This is a genomic window from Streptomyces minutiscleroticus (genome assembly GCF_014650875.1).
GTDB lineage: Bacteria > Actinomycetota > Actinomycetes > Streptomycetales > Streptomycetaceae > Streptomyces > Streptomyces minutiscleroticus.
Window position 1 is genome coordinate 47,120 of the sequence record NZ_BMVU01000037.1, and the last position, 20,306, is coordinate 67,425.

The following is a 20,306-nucleotide window of genomic DNA, read 5'->3' on the forward strand; positions in this document are numbered from 1 at the left end:
CCGTGGTTCTAGTGTGACTGGCTGAGTTCGGTTGACCGACAACAGCGAACAGAATCAGACGCACCTTCGTTTGGGCAGCGCCCCGTCGCACCGAGGAAGGCTACGTTCATGTCACAAGCTCGCACACCGTCCGAGGGGCCCCACGGGGCATTCGTCAGCCGCCGTCGTCTGCTGGAGGGCACGGCCGCCGTCCTCGGCGGGCTCGCCCTCTCCGCCACCCCCGCCACCGCCACCGCCCTCGCCACCGGCCGGACCGCGGCCGGCGACACGGCCGCCACCCCGGAGTGGAACGGCAGCATCGCCACCTTCCAGGTGGGCGCCGAGCCCCCGCACACCACCCTCATGCCGTACGGCGACCTCCGGCAGGCGCTCGCCGCCGACCGCACCCGCTCCCCGTACCGGCTCAGCCTCGACGGCATCTGGAGGTTCGCCCACAGCGACCGCCCCGAGGACCGGGACCCCGACTTCCACCGCACCGACCTCGACGACCGCTCCTGGGACACCCTCCCCGTCCCCTCCGCCTGGCAGATCCACGGCTACGACTCCCCCGTCTACATCAACATCACCTACCCGTTCTGGGGTCCCAACGGACGGGGCGAGGAACCGCAGCCGCCCGCCGCGCCCACCCGCTACAACCCCGTCGGCCAGTACAGACGCACCTTCACCGTCCCCCGCGACTGGTCGGGGCGGCGTACCTTCCTGCACTTCGAGGGCGTCAAGTCCGCCCACTACGTGTGGATCAACGGTCACCTCGTCGGCTACCACGAGGATTCGTACACCCCCGCCGAGTACGACATCACCGAGCACCTCCGGCCCGGCACCAACCAGATCGCGGTCGAGGTCTACCGCTACAGCGACGGCGACTGGCTGGAGGACCAGGACATGATCCGGCTGAGCGGGATCTTCCGCTCGGTCTACCTCTACTCCACCCCCACTGTCCACCTGCGGGACTTCAAACTGGAGACCCCGCTCGGCGACGGGTACACGAGCGCCGGACTGAAGGTCACCGCGAGCGTGCGGGCCTACGGCGGCGAGGACAGCGGCCGGTACACCGTCGAGACGCAGCTCTACGACGACCGCGGGCACGCCGTCTGGTCCCGGCCGCTGAACCAGTCCGCCGACCTCGGCTCCGCCGGCTCCGGTGAGGACGTCACCGTGACCGCCGCCCGAGCCGTCCCCGACCCCCGCCTGTGGTCCGCCGAGCACCCGAACCTCTACACCGCCGTCCTGCGCCTGCGCGACCCGGTCGGAAAGGTGATCGAAACCCTCTCCCACCGCGTCGGACTGCGCGAGTTCGCCCTGAAGGACGGACTCATGCGCATCAACGGCAGGCCCGTCTCCCTCCGCGGCACCAACCGGCACGAGATGCACCCCGACCGCGGCACCGCCCTCACCCGCGCCGACATGGTCAAGGACGCCACGGTCATCAAGCGGATGAACCTGAACTCCGTGCGCACCTCGCACTACCCGAACAACCCGTTGTGGCTGGAGATCGCCGACGAGTACGGGCTCTACCTCGTCGACGAGACCAACCTGGAGACCCACGGCATCAACAGCGAGTACCCCGGCGACCACGCCGACTGGACCGAGGCGTGCCTGGCCCGCGCCCGCAACATGGTGCACCGCGACAAGAACCATGCCTGCGTCGTCATCTGGTCCCTCGGCAACGAGGCCGGCGGCGGCAGCACCTTCGTCGCCATGCACGACTGGATCCGCTCCTACGACACCACCCGTGTCATCCAGTACGAGGGCGACGACCGCCCCGAGATCAGCGACATCCGCTCGGCGATGTACGAGAGCCCGTCCCGCGTCGCCGAACGGGCCGCGGACACCTCCGACACCCGGCCCTACGTCATGATCGAGTACTGCCATGCGATGGGGAACTCCAACGGGAACTTCAAGAAGTACTGGGACACCGTCCGCGCCCACGACGTCCTCCAGGGCGGCTGGATCTGGGACTTCGCCGACCAGGGGCTCCACTGGCGCACCCCCGCCCGCACCCTGCTCACCGAGACCGGCCCCGCCGGGCTGCGCGGCGAGATCCTCGCGCCCCAGGGCGGCTTCGACCGCGACAAGGGCGTCAGCGGCGGTACCGTCTTCGCCCGCGACGACCGTCTCGACCTCACCGGCTCGATGACTCTGGAGGCCTGGGTCACCCAGCGCTACACCGGCGACCACCAGCCGATCCTCGCCAAGGGCGACACCCAGTACGCGCTCAAGCAGACGTTCGGCAACGTGGAGTTCTTCATCCACTCCGGCGGCCAGTGGATCAGCGCCTCCTGGACCCTGCCCGACGACTGGACCGGCACCGAGCACCACCTCGCGGGCGTCCACGACGCCGACGCCGGCACCCTGACCCTGTACGTCGACGGCGCCGTGAGGGCCACCCGCTCCACCACCGTCCGTCCCGACAGCACCACCGCCCCCGTCTCCCTCGCGACCGACGTGGACAACCCGCTGCGCGAGTTCAGCGGCACGATACGCAGGGCCCGGATCTACGACCGCCCCCTGACCGCCGCCGAACTCGCCTCCGAAGGGCGCGGCCCCGATGACGACGGCGTCCGCTTCTGGTTCGACGCCGCCACCGTCGAGCACACCGAGAAGCGCTCCCCGGACCGGACGTTCCTCGCCTACGGCGGCGACTGGGGCGACAACCCCAACGACGGCAACTTCTGCGCCGACGGCATCGTCACCGCCGACCGCGGGCACACCGGCAAGGCCGCGGAGGTCAAACGCGTCCAGCAGGCGATCCACGCCGCCCCGGCCTCCGGCGGGGACACCCTCACCGACGGCTCGCTCACCCTCACCAACGAGTACCTGTTCACCAACCTCCGTGAGTTCGACGGCCGTTGGTCCCTCGTCGCCGACGGCCGCACCGTACGGCAGGGCAGGCTCACCAGAGCCCAGCTCGACGTGGAGCCGCTGACAAGGAAGCGGATCACCGTGCCCGTCCCGCTCCCGAGGGACCCGGCCCCCGGCGCGGAGTACTTCCTGGAACTGTCCTTCACCACCAGGGAGCACGCCCCGTGGGCGAAGGCCGGCTTCGAGGTGGCCCGGGAGCAGATCCCCGTCGACGTCGGCAGCCCGAAGGTGACACCGCTCCCGCTGGAGAGCGTGCCGTCCCTCCGCCACGACGAGGACGACACCTCCGTCACCGTCGAGGGCCGGAACTTCTCCGCCACCGTCGACAAGAGGACCGGCACCCTCGTCTCCTACGAGGCCGCGGGGCGCCGTCTCCTCACCGACGGCCCCGTCCCCAACTTCTGGCGGGCGCCCACGGACAACGACAGGGGCAACGGCCAGCACACCCGCAACCAGACCTGGCGCGACGCGGGCGCCCGCCGCGAGGTCACCGGCGTCACCGTCCGCGCCCTGCGCGACAAGGCCGTCGAGATCGAGGTCACCGGCACCCTGCCCACCACCGTGGAGTCCGCGTACACCACCACGTACACCGTCTTCGGCAACGGTGAGATCAAGGTCGACCACACCCTGCATCCGGGCGCGTCGAGCCTGCCGTACATCCCCGAGGTCGGCAGCCTGCTTCTTCTGCCGGGCCGGCTGGAGCGGTTGCGCTACTACGGGCGCGGGCCCGAGGAGAACCACTGGGACCGCAAGGACGGCACGGACGTCGGCGTGTACTCCGGCACCGTCTCCGACCAGTGGACCCCGTACATCCGCCCGCAGGAGAACGGCAACAGGACCGACGTCCGCTGGGCCGCGCTCACCGGCCGCGACGGCACCGGCCTCCTCGTCACCGGCGACGCGCTCCTGGAGGTCAACGCCTCCCACTTCACCCCCGAGGACCTGTCCGTCGGAGTCCGCCACGACTACCAGCTCAGTCCGCGCGAGGAGGTCGTGCTGCGGGTCAACCACCGGCAGATGGGCGTCGGCGGTGACAACAGCTGGGGTGCGCAGACCCACGACGAGTACAAGCTCCTCGCCGACCGCGACTACGCCTACAGCTACCGGCTGCGCCCCCTGACGGACGTGGACGACGCGATGCGGCTGTCCCGGCGCCCGACGGCGACGAAGTTCGCCTGACCCGGCACGAGGCCCGGGCCGCCACCGTTCCCGGCCGGCGGCCCGGGCCGCGCCCGGACCGTTCCCGCGCGAGGATCCGCGCACTCGTCGAGCAGGCCGTGGCCACCCTCGGGTCCTGACGTCCCCTTCGCGTGCTCCGGTGCCCGGCCACCCTGCTCACTCGCTCACTCGCCCGGCGGCTCGCCGGAGACCGCCGAGAGGACGGTCGCGTCGTCACGGATGCCTCCGTCGCCCTGGGCGCGGGCCAGGAGGCCCGCGCCGGCCTCCGTCGGGGAGTGGTGGTCCCGCAGGACGTTGTTTTCCGGAGCGTCGCTCCGTATAGTCTTTTCCGGAGCGTCGTTCCGCTTTATGTGCGGCGGAGGACGACAGACTGATCAAGGGAGAAGTGCGTCATGAGTGGTTCCACCGGCACGGCCGATTCGAAGATCGTGCAGGAGCTGGAGTCGATCGTCGGTCCTGGTGAACCCGTGGTGTCGGTCTCGCCCGTGCCGCTGAGCGCTCCGGGCAGGGCCGTGCCGCTGGAGGTGAGGGTCTCCGCGCCTGCGACCGGGAGCCGACTGCCGGTGATCCTCTTCTCGCACGGCAACGGGTGGTCGCTCGACGGGTACGCGCCGCTGACGGCGTACTGGGCCTCCCGTGGATTCGTGGTGGTCCAGCCGACGCATCTGGATTCGCGTCGTCACGGCTTCGGCTTGGACCACCCGGTGTTCCCGACGATCTGGAGGCAGCGCCACGAGGACCTGCGGCACATCTTGGACCAGCTCGACACGGTCGAGGACGCGGTGCCGGGCCTCGCCGGCCGGGTCGACCGGGACCGGATCGCGGTCGCCGGTCACTCCTGGGGTGGGCAGACGGCGCAGATGCTCCTCGGCGCGCGGATCGTCGAGGAGGACGGATCGCTGAGCACGGACTTCGCCGATGCGCGGGTGAAGGCGGGGGTGCTCCTCGCCGCCACCGGCATCGGGGGCGAGGAGCTGCACCCGTTCGCGAAGGAGAACTTCCCCTTCATGAACCCGTCGTTCGAGCAGCTGGCCACCCCCACGCTGGTCGTCGCCGGGGACCGTGACCAGTCCAGGATGTCCAGCCGCGGCCCGGACTGGTTCACCGACGCCTACAGGCACAGCCCCGGAGCCACGGACCTGCTGACCCTCTTCGGGGCCGAGCACTCCCTCGGCGGCATCCCGAACTGGGAGGCGGCGGAGACCACGGACGAGAACCCGGAACGTGTCGCGGTGCTCCAGCGGCTGAGCGCCGCCTACCTGCGAAGCGCGCTCGACCCGGCCGACGGGGTGTGGGCGCGGGCGCGCGCCGCCCTGAACACGGGTGCCGATCCGATCGGCCGCGTCGACAGCAAGTAGACACACGAGCACGCCCCGGTCCGGGCCTGTCCGCCCGGACCGGGGCCGGGCGGAAGGAGACCGGACCGGGGCGCCACCGGTCGTCGGTGCCGGGACTTCGACAACCGGAGAACGGGCGCTGCCCCGGCACCGGGCTGTCGTCCGTGGGGCGGCAGGAGCCCTCGGCCGACTGCTTTTTCGGCGCCACCGGTATGGTGAGGTGCCACGGTGAGGCGTGGGCGGATCGGCCCAGGCGGTGTCGTCCGTGGAGACCGTCGACGCCGGCCGCCGTGCGGAGGAGCGGCGCGAGCAGAGCAGCCGGCGGGCGGGGGAGTCCGAAGGTGTGTGACGAGCACCACGGGAACCGGCCCGTGCCGCGCGGAGCGTACTGAGTGTGAGAGAGACAGAACCTACAGGCCCGCTGCGGGCGCGTATCCGGGCGGGGGACCGTGCGGCGTTCGCCGACCTGTACGACGCATACGCGCGGGCGGTCTACAGCCACGCCCTGCGGCTGACCGGCAACTGGTCGGAGGCGGAGGAAACCGTGTCCGAGACCTTCCTCGCCGCCTGGCGCACCCGGGAGACACTGGAGCCCGAAGGCGGCTCGCTCAAACCCTGGCTGCTCGGCATCGCCACCCACCGGGCGCACAACGCCAACCGCGGTCTGCGCCGCCGGACCTCCTTCCTGTCCAGCTTTCCGCCCCCGCCGCCGGTCCCGGACTTCGCCGACGAGACGGCGGGCCGGATCGACGACGCCCGCCGCCTCGCGGCGGTCCACGGCGCTCTGCGGAAACTGCGGCGCCAGGACCGGGAGGTGATCGCCCTGTGCGTGGCCGCCGGGCTGGACTACGCGGAGGCGGCCGAAGCACTCGGCGTCCCCGTCGGAACGGTGCGTTCGCGGCTGTCGCGGGCCCGTGCGCGACTGGCCCGGCTCAGTTCCGGTCCGTCCGGCCGAAAGAAGGGGGAACCGGCGGGCTCCCGCGGAGCGGTGGAGAGTGGGGCCGCGTTCGCGGCTCTGTTCGTGCAGGAGGAGACCCGATGAACGCCGACAACCGGCCCGATGCCGGCCTCCCTCTCAGCGAGGCCGAGGAACTGCTGGCGACCGCCGGCGACTGGGACCTCCCGCCGGACCGCCACCTCCGTCACAGGGAAGTCCTGATGCAGCAGATCGACCACGACAGTGTTCCGGCCGCGGGAACGAGTCCGGCGCCACGCCGCCGCCGGATGCTGCGCCCCGCCGTGGTGCTGCCCGTCGCGTCCGTGGCACTGGCCGCAGCCCTCGTGGCCACCGTCCTCGGCGGTGACCGCGACCCAGGGCCGGCCGTGGAAGCCGGGTCCGGCACCGCGACGGCGAGCAGCGCCTCCGTCACCCTCGACCGGATCGCCACGGCGGCCATGGCGACCGGTGCGGCACCGGTGCGGGACGACCAGTTCGTGTACATGAAGAGGATGGTCCGTGAGAACACGGGCACCTTCGCCGGCCCCGTGCGCCTGGGGGCCCTGCACCAGGACGAGACCTGGATGGCGCAGGAGCCCGGTCCCGTCACCACCGCCGGGTGGGGGCGCCAGACCGGGAAGGACGCGGTGATGCCCGGTCAGCTGGTTCCCATCACGGAACCGGACCCCGTCGCGGCGGGGATCGACCGTCCCACGTACAAGTGGCTGGCCTCGCTGCCCACCGACCCCGACGCCCTGCTGGAGCTGCTGTACGACCAGGTCGGGGCGGGCGAGGACGAGTCGAGGGACCAGGTCGTCTTCAGCAGGATCGGGGACCTGTTGTACTCCACGGTCATGCCTCCCGCGAACGCCGCCGCCTTCTACAGGGCGGTCGAACGGATCCCCGGTGTGACCGTCGTGCCCGACGCCGTGGACGCCGTGGGCCGGCACGGCATCGGCATCACACGCGACGACCCCTCCTCCGCGACACGGGACGAGTGGATCTTCGACGAGGACACCCTCGCCTACCTCGGTTCGCGCTCCTACATCACGCACGACGAGGCCAGGGGCATCACGACGGACACACTCTACGGAACGGACGCCGTCATCCAGCACACCGTCGTCGACCGGTACGGCACGGTGCCCGAGCGGAGCGACGGCTGACGCAGGGCGCCGAGCGGTACGTCCCCGGTGCACACCGGGGACGTACCGCCACGGCGACCCCGCGGCCGTGCGCGCCGATACCTGCGTGGGCGACGCAGACGGCGTGGACGACGTCGGAAAACTGCCGGCCCCACGCGGTGGTCGTGGGCGCCGTCGTGGTCCTCGGCGGGAGAGCGGTCGCACTCGTCGCGGGGCGGCCTCCGAGAAGCCCGCCCCGGCTGTGGATGCCCGCAGCGCCACGGCGACGCAGGCGCCGGGCCCTTCCGTGTAGCCCTGCAACGCCCTGGCGGAGCAGGTTCTCCTTGTCGCCGTAGGCCGCGTACAAGCTCTGAGGAGCAGGCGATCGCATTGGTGGCCGACGTGGGGCACCACGGCTGCTCGTGGTGCCGAAACCGGTTCCGCCGCTCCCCGAGGGCCGAGGCGTTCCGGCGGCGAAGGTGCTCGGGCGGAGCCGTCGTCAGTCCAGCAGGAGGCCGCGCAGGTTGGGGACGAGGTGCCGGACGAGCTGTTCGTCCGACATCTCGGCCAGCGGCCCGTTCCCGAAGACGTACCGGGAGAACGTCACCCCGATGAGATAGGCGCCCACGGACGCCACACGCTCCTCCAGTTCGGGTCCGGGAATCACCTGCCGGTACATCTCCAGGCTGTCCTGCTGCATCGCGGTGAACAACCGTTTGGCGGCCTCCTCCTCCGAGGCCACCGCACGCAGCATGGCCACGAACGGGTCGCTGCCCCCGCTCTCGGCCATGCGCCGGACGTAGGAGCGGGCGATGCGCGTCGGCAGGCTCTTGGTGTCGCCGGCCACTTCCGCCATGAGTGTGCGGGGGCTGGGGACCGCGGCGAGGAACAACTGTTCCTTGGATGTGAAGTGCCGCAGGACGAGGCCGTGGGTCACTCCGGCCCGGCGCGCGACGTCGCGGACGGTCGTCTTGGCGTAGCCGCGTTCGGCGAAGGCGGCCCGTGCGGCTTCGAGGATCGCGGCCCTGCTTGCTTCCGGGTCCCGCCTGCGTTTCTTGGCCGGAGCGGCGTCCTGGCCGTCGAGGTTCGTGGGTGGCGTGTCCATCCCGTAAGTGTACACAGGGTTACTAAGAAGCGGACCTTTTGGTCAGTAAGTGCGCCAGCTTGCTTAGTTATTTGTGTAGTTATGTCACCTTTAATCCGATCGGGAGAAACCTTTTAAGTGACCGTCTGGACATTAATGACTCAAGGGTCTACCTTCGCTAGTGACCAAGCGGTCACCAAGTAGCCCGGCTTACTCGGTCTGCTCCGCGGCCGCGTCGTCGCTGACGTCCACCACAGGAGAAAGAAGGCCAGTCATGGCACCGGAGCCCCTCACCCCGGCCGACACCACCGTCGTTCTCGTCGACTACGCCGTGGGTTTCGCGAACCTTCTGCGCTCCCACGACCTCGCGGAGCACATGAACAACGTCGTGGGCCTGGCGAAGACCGCGAAGTGGTACGAGAGCGGCCTGGTGGTGACCAACGGCCAGTCCAGCAAGCCGTCCGGCCCGCTGTACCCGGAGCTGCTGGAGGCCATCGGTGACCAGCCGGTCATCGAGCGCGCGGTCGACTTCAACTCCTTCCTGGACGAGTCGTTCGCCCAGGCGGTCCGGGCGGAGGGCCGGCAGAACCTGGTGATCGGCGGCATCGCCACCGACGGATGCGTGCTGCAGACCGCGCTGGGCGGCCTGCGCGAGGGCTACCGCGTGCACGTGGCGGTCGACGCCTCCGCCAGCCCCTCGCTCGAGGCCCACAACGCGGCGGTGCAGCGCATGGTCCAGGCCGGTGTCGTCCCGGTGACCTGGTTCTCCCTGGCCGCCGAGTTCCAGCTCGACCCCAAGTTCCACGACGCTCCGCACCGCATGCGCCTGATGCTGGAGAACGTCCCGGCCATGGCCATGAGCGCCCGCTCCTTCGGCAACGCCGTCGAGCTGGGCAAGCGCGCCTCCGCCTGAGCCTGTCGACGCCGAGCACCGCGAGTACCGGCCGGTCACCACACCCGTCCCGTGGCGGGTTCCCGGCCCGCCACACAGAGAGGAGATCGCCCCATGAGCGACATACAGGAGGACCGGCTGCTGTCCGGGCGGACCGTTCTGGTGGCGGGTGCGACCGGTGGCATCGGCGAGGGGATGACCCTCGCGCTGCTTCGCCAGGGAGCCACCGTCGTGGCCACCGGTCGCAGCGAGGAACGACTGGCCGGTCTCGCCGACCACGTCGGGGAGGCCGGACCCGGCACCCTGATCACCCGAGCCGTCGACGTCGGCGGTCCCGACAGCGAGAAGGTACGCGCACAGCTGTCGCCCCACGGCGCGCTCGACGGCGCCGTGATCTCGATCGGCGACTGGGGCAGCCCGGAGCGCGCCGGCATCCTCGACACCTCCGACCGTGCGTGGGAGGAGATGATCGCGTCGAACCTGACGAGCCATTTCCACGCGCTGCGCGCGCTCACCCCCCTGCTGTCCCCGGACGGGGCGCTGGTGCACCTGAGCGGTTTCAGCGCGGACATCCCCTATCCGTTCGCCGCCCTCGTGGGAGCCACGAACGCGGCGAAGAAGTCCCTGGTCCGCTCACTGGAGGCGGAACTGGGCGGGCGGGGCCCGCGCGTGTACGAGCTCGTCATCGGCCCCGTCCGTACCCGCCCGCGGGCCGCGATCGGCGCGGACGACCCCGGCTGGTTCAGCGCCGAGGACCTCGGCAGGCACGCGGGCCGGCTCGTCGCCCGCAGCGGCCCGTACGCCGACGCCCCGCTGCAGTACCTGGTCACCCGCGCCCACGGCGTGCGGACCACCCCACCCCTCTAAGGACACGTGCGGATCCCGTCCCTGTACGGAGACCGCGGAGGCATCCATGCACACCGTCGACAGCCCACCACCGACCTCTCGGCTTTCCCTGCCCGACAGCCTCGCCGCGGTCGCGATCCGGCCGGGCGACGGCGACTACGACGACGTGCGGCACACCTACACCCGCACCGGATCACCGGCCGCCGTGATACGCGTCCGCGATCACGAGGACGTCGCAGCCGCCCTGGCCCACGCCCGCACCGCACAGCTTCCCCTGACCGTGCGCAGCGGCGGCCACGGCGTCAGCGGCCGTTCCACCAACGACGGCGGCATCGTCGTCGACCTCTCCGGACTCGATGCCGTGGAGGTGCTCGACGCCCGGTCCGGGCTGGTACGCGTGGAAGCGGGAGCACGCTGGGGAGACGTCGCCGCCCGGCTCGCGCCCCACGGTCTGGCCCTGTCCTCCGGAGACACCGGGGACGTCGGAGTCGGCGGGCTGGCCACCACCGGCGGTATCGGCCTCATGTCCCGCCTGCACGGCCTCACCATCGATCACCTGCGCGCCGCGGAGCTGGTCCTGGCGGACGGCTCCCGGGCACGGACCGACGCCGATCACCACCCGGATCTGTTCTGGGCGGTGCGCGGCGCGGGAGCCAACTTCGGGGTCGTGACGGCGTTCGAGTTCCGGGCCGAGCCGGTGGGCGACGTGATCGCCGCGGTCACCACGTTCGACGCCGGGGACACCGCCGCGTTCCTGACCCGGTGGGGAACCGCCGTCGAGGCGGCACCCCGGACGGTCACCAGCTTCCTGACGCTCATGGCCGGCCCCGGCGGAAGGCCCGTCGCCCAGGCGATGACCGTGCACGCGGGGGCGGACACCGAGGCGGCGCGGAAGGCGCTCGCACCCGTGCTGTCCGCCGGACCCGTGCTGCACAACCAGGCCTTCGTCACTCCGTACCACCGGCTGCTGCCGGCCACGCATGCGGCGCAGCACGCGCAGCAGCCGCTCACGGTGTCGCGGTCCGGGCTGCTGGAACACCTCACCGGACCCGCCGCCGCGGCCGTCGCGTCGCTGCTGGTGGCCGGCAGGACGCCCATGGTGCAGCTGCGGTCCGTCGGCGGGGCGGTCAACGACACGCCCCCGACGGCGATGGCCTACTCGCACCGCACGCAGAACTTCTCGCTGATGGCCGCCACCCTGCCGGCGGGGCGCGAGAACCTCGACCGGCACTGGGAGCGGCTCCGCCCGCACCTCAAGGGGCTCTACCTGAGCTTCGAGACGGGCACCGGACGGCGACAGCTGCAGGACGCCTTCCCCGGCGCGGTGCTCGACCGGCTCACGGTCCTCAAGTCGCGCTACGACCCCGACCACGTCTTCGACAACAACTTCGCCCTGCCGTCGGCGGACCTTCCCGGGTGACCCGGCCCACGGCAGCGGCCGGGTCGACTCATCGGCACGGGCCGCGCCCGACCGGGCTGTGACCATCCAGCCCGGAGCACGCCGCCATGCCTCCGCTCAGCTTCGGCCAGGCCCGCCACCTCGACGTGGAGGGAGGCGGGATCGCCTTCTACGGGACCGGTACGGGCAGCCGCACCATCGTCCGGGTGCACGGCCTGCCCCGGACTCCCGCTCCTGGGCCGCCCAGCGGGAGTTCTTCGACCCTTACGCCCACAACGTCTTCCTCGATCTGCGCAGCTATGCAGCCTCCGGCGGACTGCCCCGCGACGTGGAGAGCGGACTCCGGGGCTTTCCGCACGGGAGAGGGGTCAGCGCAGCCCGCCGGAGGCGAAGATCACGTCGCCTGTGATCCATGCGGCGTCCGGGGAGGCGAGAAGCGCCACCGCGGAGCCGATGTCGTCCGGCTGCCCGAGCCGGCCGAGCGGGGTGATGCGGCTCACCCCGGCGACGCTCTCGTCGTTGACGAGGCCGGCCGCCCGGGACCCCTCGGTGTCCGTGGCGCCCGCTGCTACGGCGTTGACCCGGATGTTCCGCGCCCCGAGTTCGTTCGCCAGGACTCGGGTCAGCTGGGTGACGGCGCCCTTGGTCGAGGTGTAGAGGGCCGATCCGGGACTGTTGGCGGAGATGTCGGAGGTCGAGATGTTCACGATCGACCCGCCGTCCTCGGGTACCTGCTTGACGAAAGCCTGGCAGGTGAGGAACACACCGAGCACGTTGGTCCGGTACTGCCGGTCGAATTCGCCCGGTGTGATGTCCTCCAGCGGTTGGAAGGAGTACACCCCCGCATTGTTCACCAGCGTGTCGACCGGGCCGAAGGCGGCGTTGGCCCGCTGGAAGACGCGCTCGACGTCGTCGGGGCTGCCGACGTCGCCGGCCACCGCCACGGCCTTGCCGCCGTTGCCGACGATGCCGGCCACGGTGGCTTCGGCGGACGAGCGGTCGGCCGCGTAGTTCACCACGACCGCCGCACCGCCGGCGGCGAGCGCGGAGGCGATCCCCCGGCCGATGCCCTTGCCGCCTCCGGTCACCAGGGCGACACGCCCGTTCAGGTCGACCATCGGTCCACTCCTTCTTTCGACGCCGACTGCCTGACAGGGCGACGGTATGCGTGGGGCTTACTCATCGGAAGTACGTACCTTTTAGTAAGCTCCTTCTCATGAACCAGCCCACGTCGACGGCGGCCGGTGACCGCGAGTCCGTGCGCCCGCGGCAAGAGGTCCCCACCACCGACTGCCCGGCCCGGCCGATCTTCGGGGACCTCACCAGTCGCTGGGCCACTTTGGTGATCACGGCGTTGCAGGAGCGGCCGCACCGCTTCTCGCAGTTGGCCGCCCGTATCGGCGGTGTCAGCGAGAAAATGCTCGCCCAGACCCTGCGGGCCCTCACCCGGGACGGGTTCGTCAGCCGTACCGCCGCCCCCACCGTGCCGGTGCAGGTCACCTACGAACTGACCGGCCTGGGGAGGGATGTCGCTCCGCGCCTCAGGGAGCTCGTCACCTGGGTCAACCACCACACCAGCACGATTCGGGCGGCTCAGTCCGCCTACGACGCCGACACACCCGTCCCGCCCGCGGTGGCGAACAGCCGACGCTGAGTCCCGCCCGGTTCACGCGCCCACGACCTCCCAACTCGCCATGAAACGACGACAGAACGTGTGAGGGACTTCCGGACCACCATCCCTGGCAGGCTCCTTCGACCGCCACGATCCCACCCGACGGGGAACCGGACGGCCATCGGTCCGGGTACGAAGAACGCGGAGCCGCCGCCGACGCACAAGAGGAGCCCCACGATGCCTGAAGACACAACCGGATGCGTGGTCTGCGACATGCTGCAGGGCCGTGCCGCCTTGCCGGGCGGTACCGCCCACGAGACGTCCCACTGGGTGGTGATGCACGTCCTCGGGGCGTTCAACCTCGGCTCCCTCGCCATCGTTCCGCGGCGGCACGTGCTCCACGTCGCGGACCTCGACGATGACGAGACCGCCCGACTCGGCCCGCTGCTGCGGGACGTCGCGGCCGCGGTGACGGCGCTCACCGACCCGGTCCGGGTCTACACCTGCCTGTGGTCGCACACCGGCGGTGAACCGGCGCACATCCACTTCGTCCTGCAGCCGATCCACCGCTCCGACATGGCCGACCACCCTGGGCGGCTCGGACCGGCGTTGCAGGCGGCGATGCTCGAATCCGGCGACAAGCCGGCCGTGGAAGCGGTCGAGGAGTTCGTGGCGCGGGCACGCCAGGTCTTGACGACGGCCGGATCCTGAACAGCCGGCAGGCGCCGATGACGCCGGGCGACAAGCCCGGCGAGGAGCACCTCCCGCCCGCCGGGGAAGCAACGTCAGAAGGAGCGCTGGGTCGGACCGGCGGCGCGCCCGACCTGCGCGACCGGGGTGCGCCCGAACCCTTGCGTCCCGAACAGCCCGGGCGCCGCGCGCTTGAGCCGATCCTGCGCGCCGACCGGGCCGTCATGCCCGGGACACAGCCCGGAGAGGCAGCGCCGCGCTGCAGGGCGGACCACTCCTGGAACGGCGGATCCTCCCCGATCTCGGTGACCGGGGCGATGGGCCGCCGCGCCGGCCCGCGCCCCGCTCAGGGGATCGGGTACCGCCGGGTCACGCCCGGCCGGCAGCACGAGGACACGGGACGGGCAGGAGTTCCCGAGCCGGTCGCCGCCCTCGACGTCCGGGTCCTCGGACCGATCGCCGAGGCGGACGCCGTGTGACCGTGCGACGGTGTCGCCGCCCTCGAGGGCAACGGAGGGTTCTTCCTGCCGTTCGGCGGGGGGACTCAGCCTTCCGTGACCGCCGGTTCGAGCAGGGACAGTGTCCGGTTGTCCGCGTCCACGTGTGCGCGGACGCCGAGGGGCAGCGGCAGGTTCGGCGAGGTGTGGCCGAAGTCGACCTGGGCGAGGACTGGGATGTCCCGCTGCCCCAGGACGTCGAGCACCACGTCGCGTAGGTCCGCGCGGTCTCCGCCGCCCTCGTGGGGCGTGACCTCGGTCGGGACGCCGACCACCATGGCCGCGATCCGGTCCAGCACACCGGACAGCCGCAAGGTCTGCAGGTCGTTCCAGATCCGTGAGACCGGCCGCTGCAGCTCCTCCCAGAACAGCACGGCGCCCTCGAACCGTTCGGGGGCGGGCGCGAACGGTGTCGCCTGCAGCAGGACCAGGCGGTTCAGCAGACCGCCGAACAGGGGTCCCTGCGCGCTGCCCGGCCGCCAGGTCTCCCACACCTCCCTCGCCGGCAGCTCGCCCGGCGCCTCGGCCTTGGTAAGCACACGGGTGTAGAGGTCGACGAGCTCGGAGCGGCGGGCCTCGTCGCCCAGCGTGTACCAGTCGCTGCCGAAACCGTGGGTGGCGATGTCGGCGTGGAGACCGACGAGGCCGGTCCTGGAGTGCAACGCCATGTGCAGCAACGAGATGTCGCTGTAGCCGATGATCGGTTTCGGGTCGGCCCGGATCGCGTCCAGATCGATCAGATCGAGGTAGCCGATGGTCGCCTGCCCACCGGTGTGCGCGACGACGGCCCGCACCTCCGGGTCCCGGAGCAGGACATTGAGCTCGTCGGCCTGCTCCGCCGGTGTGCCCGACGCCCACCAGCGGTTCCGTGCCGGGTCGACCATCGGGCTGACCCGTACCCGGAAGCCCATCCGCTCGAGTATCGCCACCCCGCGGGCGAGCAGTGGTTCCTCACCCGGCTCGAGCTGGCCCGAGGGCGCCGTGACGACCACGAGGTCGCCGGGACGCAGCGCGCGGGGCCGAAGAATCGCAGGCATGGGACTTCCTTCTTGTTGATCAACAATGACGGGCAACACGGCCCGTGGTGCCGGTATTCCGTGTCACGGACGTGGTCGGACCGAGCCCCGGAACCCTGTCGGGGCCGCCTGCCGCGACGAACCCGCCGAGTTCCGCGACGCCGGCATCCGGGCCGGCGTCGTCCGAAGGAGCACCGGAGCGACCGACGTGTCCGCCGCTCTCACCGGCATCGCCCCGGACCCGGGCGGGCCGGGGCAGCGGGAACAGGCCGAGCGCCTCCTCGGTCGCGTCCTCGACGGCCCGGTGGCGGCACCTGGGCGGTCGACGGCGCTGGCCCCGGTGCCGCGGGGCACCGGGCCTGGTTACCCTTGCCGGGATCACAGTTCGTCCGACGTGACGCAGCGAGTGGGGCGGCGGTGTCCGCCAGGTGTGAGAGGCATGTGATGGGAGCGCCGCGTGGCAGTATCGCCGACCGGATCGACGTGGCGAGGGACCGTGTGTTCGTCGGCAGACAAGCCGAGTTGCGTCTGCTGCGTGACGCCCTCGCGGGAGGGCCCGACGCTCCGTCCGTGCTGTACGTGCACGGCCCCGGAGGCATCGGCAAGTCGGCGCTCATGCGGCAGTACGCCAAGGAGGCCGTCGCCGTCGGCCGGACGGTCGTCCACGTCGACGGGCGGATGGTGCCGGCCGCTCCCCAGGAGTTCGAGAAGGCCGCCGAGACGGCCGTGCGCACCCCGCGGGCGCTGCTGCTGATCGACACCTTCGAGTACTGCCAGAGCCTGGAGACCTGGCTGCGCGAGGAGTTCCTGCCGGGGCTGCCCGCCGACGTCCTGGTCGTCGTGGCGGGCCGGCACGCGCCGGACGCGAGGTGGTCGGCGGACCCGGGGTGGGCGGACGTGCTCAGGGTGATCGCCCTCGGCGACCTCAGCGCGGACGAGGCGGAGACCTTCCTGGACAGGCGCGGGGTCGATCCCGCACGGCGCGGCCCGCTGCTCGCGTTCGCCTCCGGCCATCCACTCGCCCTGGTGCTGGCCGCCCACGCGTCCGCCGGGCACGACCTGCCCGCCTCCCAGCGGTGGGAACCCTCCCCCGAGGTCGTCGCGCCGCTGCTGCGCAGCATCCTGGGGGAGTTGCCCGGCCCCCAGCACCGGCTCGCCCTCGAAGTCTGCGCGCAGGCGCACTTGACCACCGAGGCACTCCTGCGCGCCGTGGTCGGTGACGACGCACCGGAACTCTTCGCGTGGATGCGCGACCAACCCTTCGTCGACCGCTGCTCCGAGGGCGTCTTCCCGCACGACGTCGTCCGGGAGGCGCTCGCGACCGACCTGAGGTGGCGCGACCCCGAGCGGTTCGACCAGCTCTACCGGCGCCTCCACCGCCACCTGCTGGAACGGATCGGCTCCGCCTCGCCCGGCAGACTGCTCCAGGACGTGGGCTCCCTGCAGTTCCTCTACCGGGACGCGGGCCACATGGCACAGAGCCATGCGTGGTACACCCCGGGACTGGTCGAGGACCATCCGTACGACCCCTCGGACGAGGCCGACGTCCTCGCGCTCGCCGAACGGGGTGAAGGCCCCGACGCGGCCGGTCCGGTCCGCTACTGGCTCAGGAACCGGCCGCAGGACTTCCGGGTGCAGCGGCTGCGCGGTACGTCGGCCGCCGCGGCCTTCTCGGCCTGGTTGCGTCCGGACCCCTTCCAGGGACGCGAGGACGATCCGGTCGCCGCGGCGGCGTGGGAGCACGTGAGCGCGCACGGCCCCCTCGCACCCGGTCAGCACATGGTCCTCGGCCGCTTCCACGTGTACCCGCGCCACTATCAGCGGCCCTCGCCGGTGATGGACCTGATGCTCTGGCGCATGCTGGGTGAACTCCTCCGGGACTCCGGCCTGGCCTGGTCGTTCATCGTGTTGCGTGACGACGGGTTCTGGGACGCCCACATGACCTTCTGCGACATGGCGCCCCTGGACCGGCCCGTCGTGGTCGGCGGACACCCCTACCGGATCTTCGCCCACGACTGGCGCGAGGTGGCGCCCAGGGACTGGCTGGCCGAGAAGCAGCGGACGCTCCTGACCGGCACGGACGGCGACTGCGGACCCGACGTCACGGACCGGCCCGCGGCTCCCGCGCCGCCCCCGCCGGTGATGACCCGGCCGGAGTTCGCCGCCGCGGTCCGCTCGGCCCTGCGCGACCTGCGGCGACCGCGGGCGCTGGAAGCGAACCCGCTCAGCCGCAGCCGACTCGTCACCGACCACGGCATGACGTTGCGGGAGGTGCTGTCCAACGCCGTCGCCGGCCTTGTCACCGGGCGGGGCGGTGACAAGGCGTACCAGGTCGCCACCCTCGCCTTTCTGGAGGGGGCACCGACCCAGGAGGCGGCGGCGCGGCGGTTGGACATGCCGTACAGCACCTATCGCCGGCACCTGACGACCGCGACCTCGCGTATCGAGGAGATGCTGTGGCGGCACGAGCGGACGGGTCTGCCGCTGCTCGCTCCCTGAGGTGGTGAGCACGGGTCACGGACGGCTGTCGGTCTCCGGTCGCAGCACCACCTTGCCCACGGTGGCCCGGCTCTCCAGCGCCAGATGGGCCTTGGCGGCGCGGGAGAGGGGGAAGGACTGCACGAGGGGACGGAACAGGCCCTCGGCCGCCCGGGCGAGGGCGGTCTCCTCCAGCCGGCGGACGCCACCGGGCAGGGCGAAGAGGGAGGGGCCCACCACCATGTGCGACGTGATGCCGTACTTCTCCAGCTCCGCCTCGGTGAACGTGGTGAAGTGCCCCTCGTCGGACGCCCAGCCGTAGTACAGGTGCTTCCCCCCTGGCCCCAGCGACTCCGCGGCGCCCCGGCCGAGGCTGCCGCCCACCCCGTCGAAGACGACGGTGGCCGGTTCGCCCCGGAGCGCCGCGCCGAGGCGTCGCTCCCAGCCGGCCAGGGCGTAGTCCACGGCACCGTCGGCGCCCTGCTCCAGCACCGCCCCGGTCTTGAGCCGGCCGCCGGCCAGGCCGACCACCCTGGCGCCCGCCTGCCGCGCCGCCTGCACGAGCAGGGTTCCCATCCCGCCGGCCGCGGCGGTCACCACGACGACGTCCCCGGCCGACAACGCCGCCTGTTCGAGTACGCCGACCACGGTGCGACCCGTTCCGATCATGGTGACTGCGGTGGCGTCGTCGACACCGTCCGGGACGCGGTGCAGGGCGTCGGCGAAAGCCACGGCGTGCGTCGCGTAGCCGCCGCTGCGCTCGTGTCCGAGGTAGGCCACCACCCGGGCGCCGAGCCAGCTCGCGTCGACCCCGGCGCCGACGGCGTCCACGAGCCCCGCGGCCTCCCGGCCCGGTGTCATCGGAAGGCGGGGCAACGCCATCCCCGTCTCCCTCCCCGCGCGCAGCACGGTGTCCATGAGGTGCACACCTGCCGCTGTCACGGCGAGACGGACCTCGCCGGGTCCGGGCGAGGGCGGATCGACCTCTTCGTACACCAGCGTCTGGGGGGAACCGAAGACGTGCTGCCTCACTGCGTAGTACACGGTGCATCCTTGCGTCGGTCGGCCATGGGGGAGGGGACGTCCTGCCCGCTCCGCGGACGGGTCAGCGGTCCTGCCGTCCGGTCAGCAGGGACAGGACGTCCTCGGCCGGGTTCATGGCGGCGATGTGTCCTGCCGCCACCTGGGCGGCGGTCCGGTAGGACGGCTGCTCCAGCACCCGCGCCACGGCCGCACCGGCTTCGTCCGCCGCGCCGATGACCTCCGCGGCGCCGAGGGCGGCGGTCCGTTCCGCGTTCAGGGGCTTGTCCAGCCCCATGGGCCAGATCACCATCGGCAGCCCTGCGCCGAGAACGGACAGCACCGTGCCGGCGCCACCGGAGGAGACGACCACGTCCACGCCCTGGAGCAGAAGGCCCATGGGCACGAAACCGGTCACATGGACGCCGTCGCCCTCCACCGGCAGCGTCTTCCCCTCGGCCGACGGCGGAAGGGCGACCACCACGTTCACGTCCTGGCCGGCGAGCGACGCGGCGATGTTCACGAGAGCGTCGGAGTCGTCGACGAGGGTGCCCAGCGTCACCAGGACCCGGGGCAGGTGCTCGCGGCCCGGGAAGGACGGCTGCCGCCACTCCGGCGCCGCCTCGGACCCGTGCGCCTCGGACCCGTGCGCCTCGGGCCGGATGGTGACACGGTCCGCCGACGGCTCCCAGTCGTCGCGCTGAAGACAGGCGGGCCAGGGGTCGATCGACATGAAGGGCCGGGTCAGGACGATGTCCCGCGCCGCGGCGCGCGCCTCGGCCGTCGACCACATCGCCTCGGCCAGGGGGTCCTCCAGCGCGATGCCCACACCGTGGGACGCCCACTTCACCCCCAGCTCCGCGGCGACCAGCGGGCCGAGGAAGTCCGCCGTCTCGGCGACCACCAGGTCGGGGGCGAAGGCATGGGCCGCCGCCAGGGCCTCGTCGGCGCCGAGATCGAAGCGGGTTCCGCCGAAGAACTCGCCGGCGGTCGCCGGGGACATGTCGGCGGTGGCGTCCTTCCCGGTCCGCTGCTGGAACTCGGCCAGCGTGACCTCCAGCGTGGCACCCGCCGCGATGACGGGAGCGGGCGCCACCACGGACGCGAGGGACGGGTGCGTGAGGAACGCGGTGGTGTGACCGGCCCGGCGGGCGGCCCTCTCCAGGGGGAGCAGCGGCAGGAGATGGCCGTAGGCCGGAGTACCCGAGAACAGAATGCGCATGGAACACCTTCGACGGAGCGATCGTCGGGCCGACGAGAAACGTGCCACGGTGAACGGCGTGGCAGTGCCCGCGAGGATCCGGCCGGTCACGCACCCGGTGGCCGTGGCCGGACC

16 protein-coding genes are annotated in these 20,306 nt (G+C 71.9%); 11 read left to right on the top strand and 5 right to left on the bottom strand.

Going from position 1 to position 20,306, the window contains the following annotated elements; all coding sequences use genetic code 11:
• Positions 1–108: 108 nt before the first annotated feature.
• The 4 genes from IE271_RS28565 to IE271_RS28580 all read left to right on the top strand — a co-directional run bounded on the left by IE271_RS28565 (position 109) and on the right by IE271_RS28580 (position 7,478).
• The gene (locus IE271_RS28565) at positions 109–4,041 is read left to right on the top strand and encodes a glycoside hydrolase family 2 TIM barrel-domain containing protein (protein ID WP_190193345.1); all 3,933 of its coding nucleotides are present in this window, start codon (positions 109–111) and stop codon (positions 4,039–4,041) included.
• A gap of 392 nt (positions 4,042–4,433) precedes the next feature.
• Entirely contained in the window at positions 4,434–5,399 is a 966-nt protein-coding gene (locus IE271_RS28570; protein ID WP_190193346.1) for an alpha/beta hydrolase family protein, read from the top strand.
• A gap of 373 nt (positions 5,400–5,772) precedes the next feature.
• Positions 5,773–6,420: an RNA polymerase sigma factor gene (locus IE271_RS28575; protein WP_229919616.1), complete on the top strand. Its 648-nt coding sequence runs from the start codon at positions 5,773–5,775 to the stop codon at positions 6,418–6,420.
• Complete coding sequence (locus IE271_RS28580) at positions 6,417–7,478, top strand: CU044_5270 family protein (protein ID WP_190193347.1); 1,062 nt, start codon at positions 6,417–6,419, stop codon at positions 7,476–7,478. The genes IE271_RS28575 and IE271_RS28580 overlap by 4 nt, the downstream gene beginning before the upstream one ends.
• Before the next feature lie 457 nt (positions 7,479–7,935).
• Here IE271_RS28580 and IE271_RS28585 read toward each other — a convergent pair whose 3' ends face one another.
• Positions 7,936–8,541 carry a TetR/AcrR family transcriptional regulator gene (locus IE271_RS28585; protein WP_190193348.1) on the bottom strand — a complete coding sequence of 202 codons (606 nt, stop codon included), beginning with the start codon at positions 8,539–8,541 and terminating at the stop codon, positions 7,936–7,938.
• Positions 8,542–8,794: 253 nt separating this feature from the next.
• Here IE271_RS28585 and IE271_RS28590 point away from each other — a divergent pair, with 253 nt between their 5' ends.
• From IE271_RS28590 to IE271_RS28600, 3 genes are all read left to right on the top strand, one after another.
• A complete protein-coding gene (locus tag IE271_RS28590; protein ID WP_190193349.1) occupies positions 8,795–9,433 on the top strand; it encodes an isochorismatase family protein in 639 nt (212 codons plus the stop codon).
• Positions 9,434–9,526: 93 nt separating this feature from the next.
• Positions 9,527–10,279, top strand: a complete 753-nt coding sequence (locus IE271_RS28595) for an SDR family NAD(P)-dependent oxidoreductase (RefSeq protein WP_190193350.1) — start codon at positions 9,527–9,529, stop codon at positions 10,277–10,279.
• 46 nt (positions 10,280–10,325) lie between these two features.
• Complete coding sequence (locus IE271_RS28600; protein WP_190193351.1) at positions 10,326–11,678, top strand: FAD-binding oxidoreductase; 1,353 nt, start codon at positions 10,326–10,328, stop codon at positions 11,676–11,678.
• Between the two features lie 347 nt (positions 11,679–12,025).
• Here IE271_RS28600 and IE271_RS28605 read toward each other — a convergent pair whose 3' ends face one another.
• Positions 12,026–12,775 (bottom strand): glucose 1-dehydrogenase, encoded by a 750-nt coding sequence (locus tag IE271_RS28605; RefSeq protein ID WP_190193352.1) that lies wholly within the window; start codon positions 12,773–12,775, stop codon positions 12,026–12,028.
• 98 nt (positions 12,776–12,873) lie between these two features.
• Between IE271_RS28605 and IE271_RS28610 the strand changes: the two genes are divergently transcribed.
• From IE271_RS28610 to IE271_RS28620, 3 genes are all read left to right on the top strand, one after another.
• Positions 12,874–13,311, top strand: a complete 438-nt coding sequence (locus IE271_RS28610) for a winged helix-turn-helix transcriptional regulator (RefSeq protein WP_190193353.1) — start codon at positions 12,874–12,876, stop codon at positions 13,309–13,311.
• A 195-nt stretch (positions 13,312–13,506) separates the two neighbouring features.
• Complete coding sequence (locus IE271_RS28615; RefSeq protein WP_190193354.1) at positions 13,507–13,980, top strand: HIT family protein; 474 nt, start codon at positions 13,507–13,509, stop codon at positions 13,978–13,980.
• A gap of 17 nt (positions 13,981–13,997) precedes the next feature.
• The gene (locus IE271_RS28620; RefSeq protein ID WP_190193355.1) at positions 13,998–14,438 is read left to right on the top strand and encodes a hypothetical protein; all 441 of its coding nucleotides are present in this window, start codon (positions 13,998–14,000) and stop codon (positions 14,436–14,438) included.
• Positions 14,439–14,503: 65 nt separating this feature from the next.
• Here IE271_RS28620 and IE271_RS28625 read toward each other — a convergent pair whose 3' ends face one another.
• Positions 14,504–15,493, bottom strand: coding sequence for a S66 peptidase family protein (locus IE271_RS28625; RefSeq protein ID WP_190193356.1), 990 nt, complete (start codon positions 15,491–15,493; stop codon positions 14,504–14,506).
• A 423-nt stretch (positions 15,494–15,916) separates the two neighbouring features.
• Between IE271_RS28625 and IE271_RS28630 the strand changes: the two genes are divergently transcribed.
• Positions 15,917–17,971, top strand: coding sequence for an AAA family ATPase (locus tag IE271_RS28630; protein WP_190193357.1), 2,055 nt, complete (start codon positions 15,917–15,919; stop codon positions 17,969–17,971).
• Positions 17,972–17,986: 15 nt separating this feature from the next.
• Here the strand turns inward: IE271_RS28630 and IE271_RS28635 are convergent, their stop codons facing one another.
• Both IE271_RS28635 and IE271_RS28640 read right to left on the bottom strand, forming a co-directional pair.
• On the bottom strand, positions 17,987–18,994 hold the full coding sequence (locus IE271_RS28635; protein ID WP_190193358.1) for a zinc-binding dehydrogenase: 1,008 nt from the start codon (positions 18,992–18,994) through the stop codon (positions 17,987–17,989).
• Positions 18,995–19,055: 61 nt separating this feature from the next.
• Positions 19,056–20,192, bottom strand: a complete 1,137-nt coding sequence (locus IE271_RS28640) for a glycosyltransferase (RefSeq protein WP_190193359.1) — start codon at positions 20,190–20,192, stop codon at positions 19,056–19,058.
• Positions 20,193–20,306 lie beyond the last annotated feature (114 nt).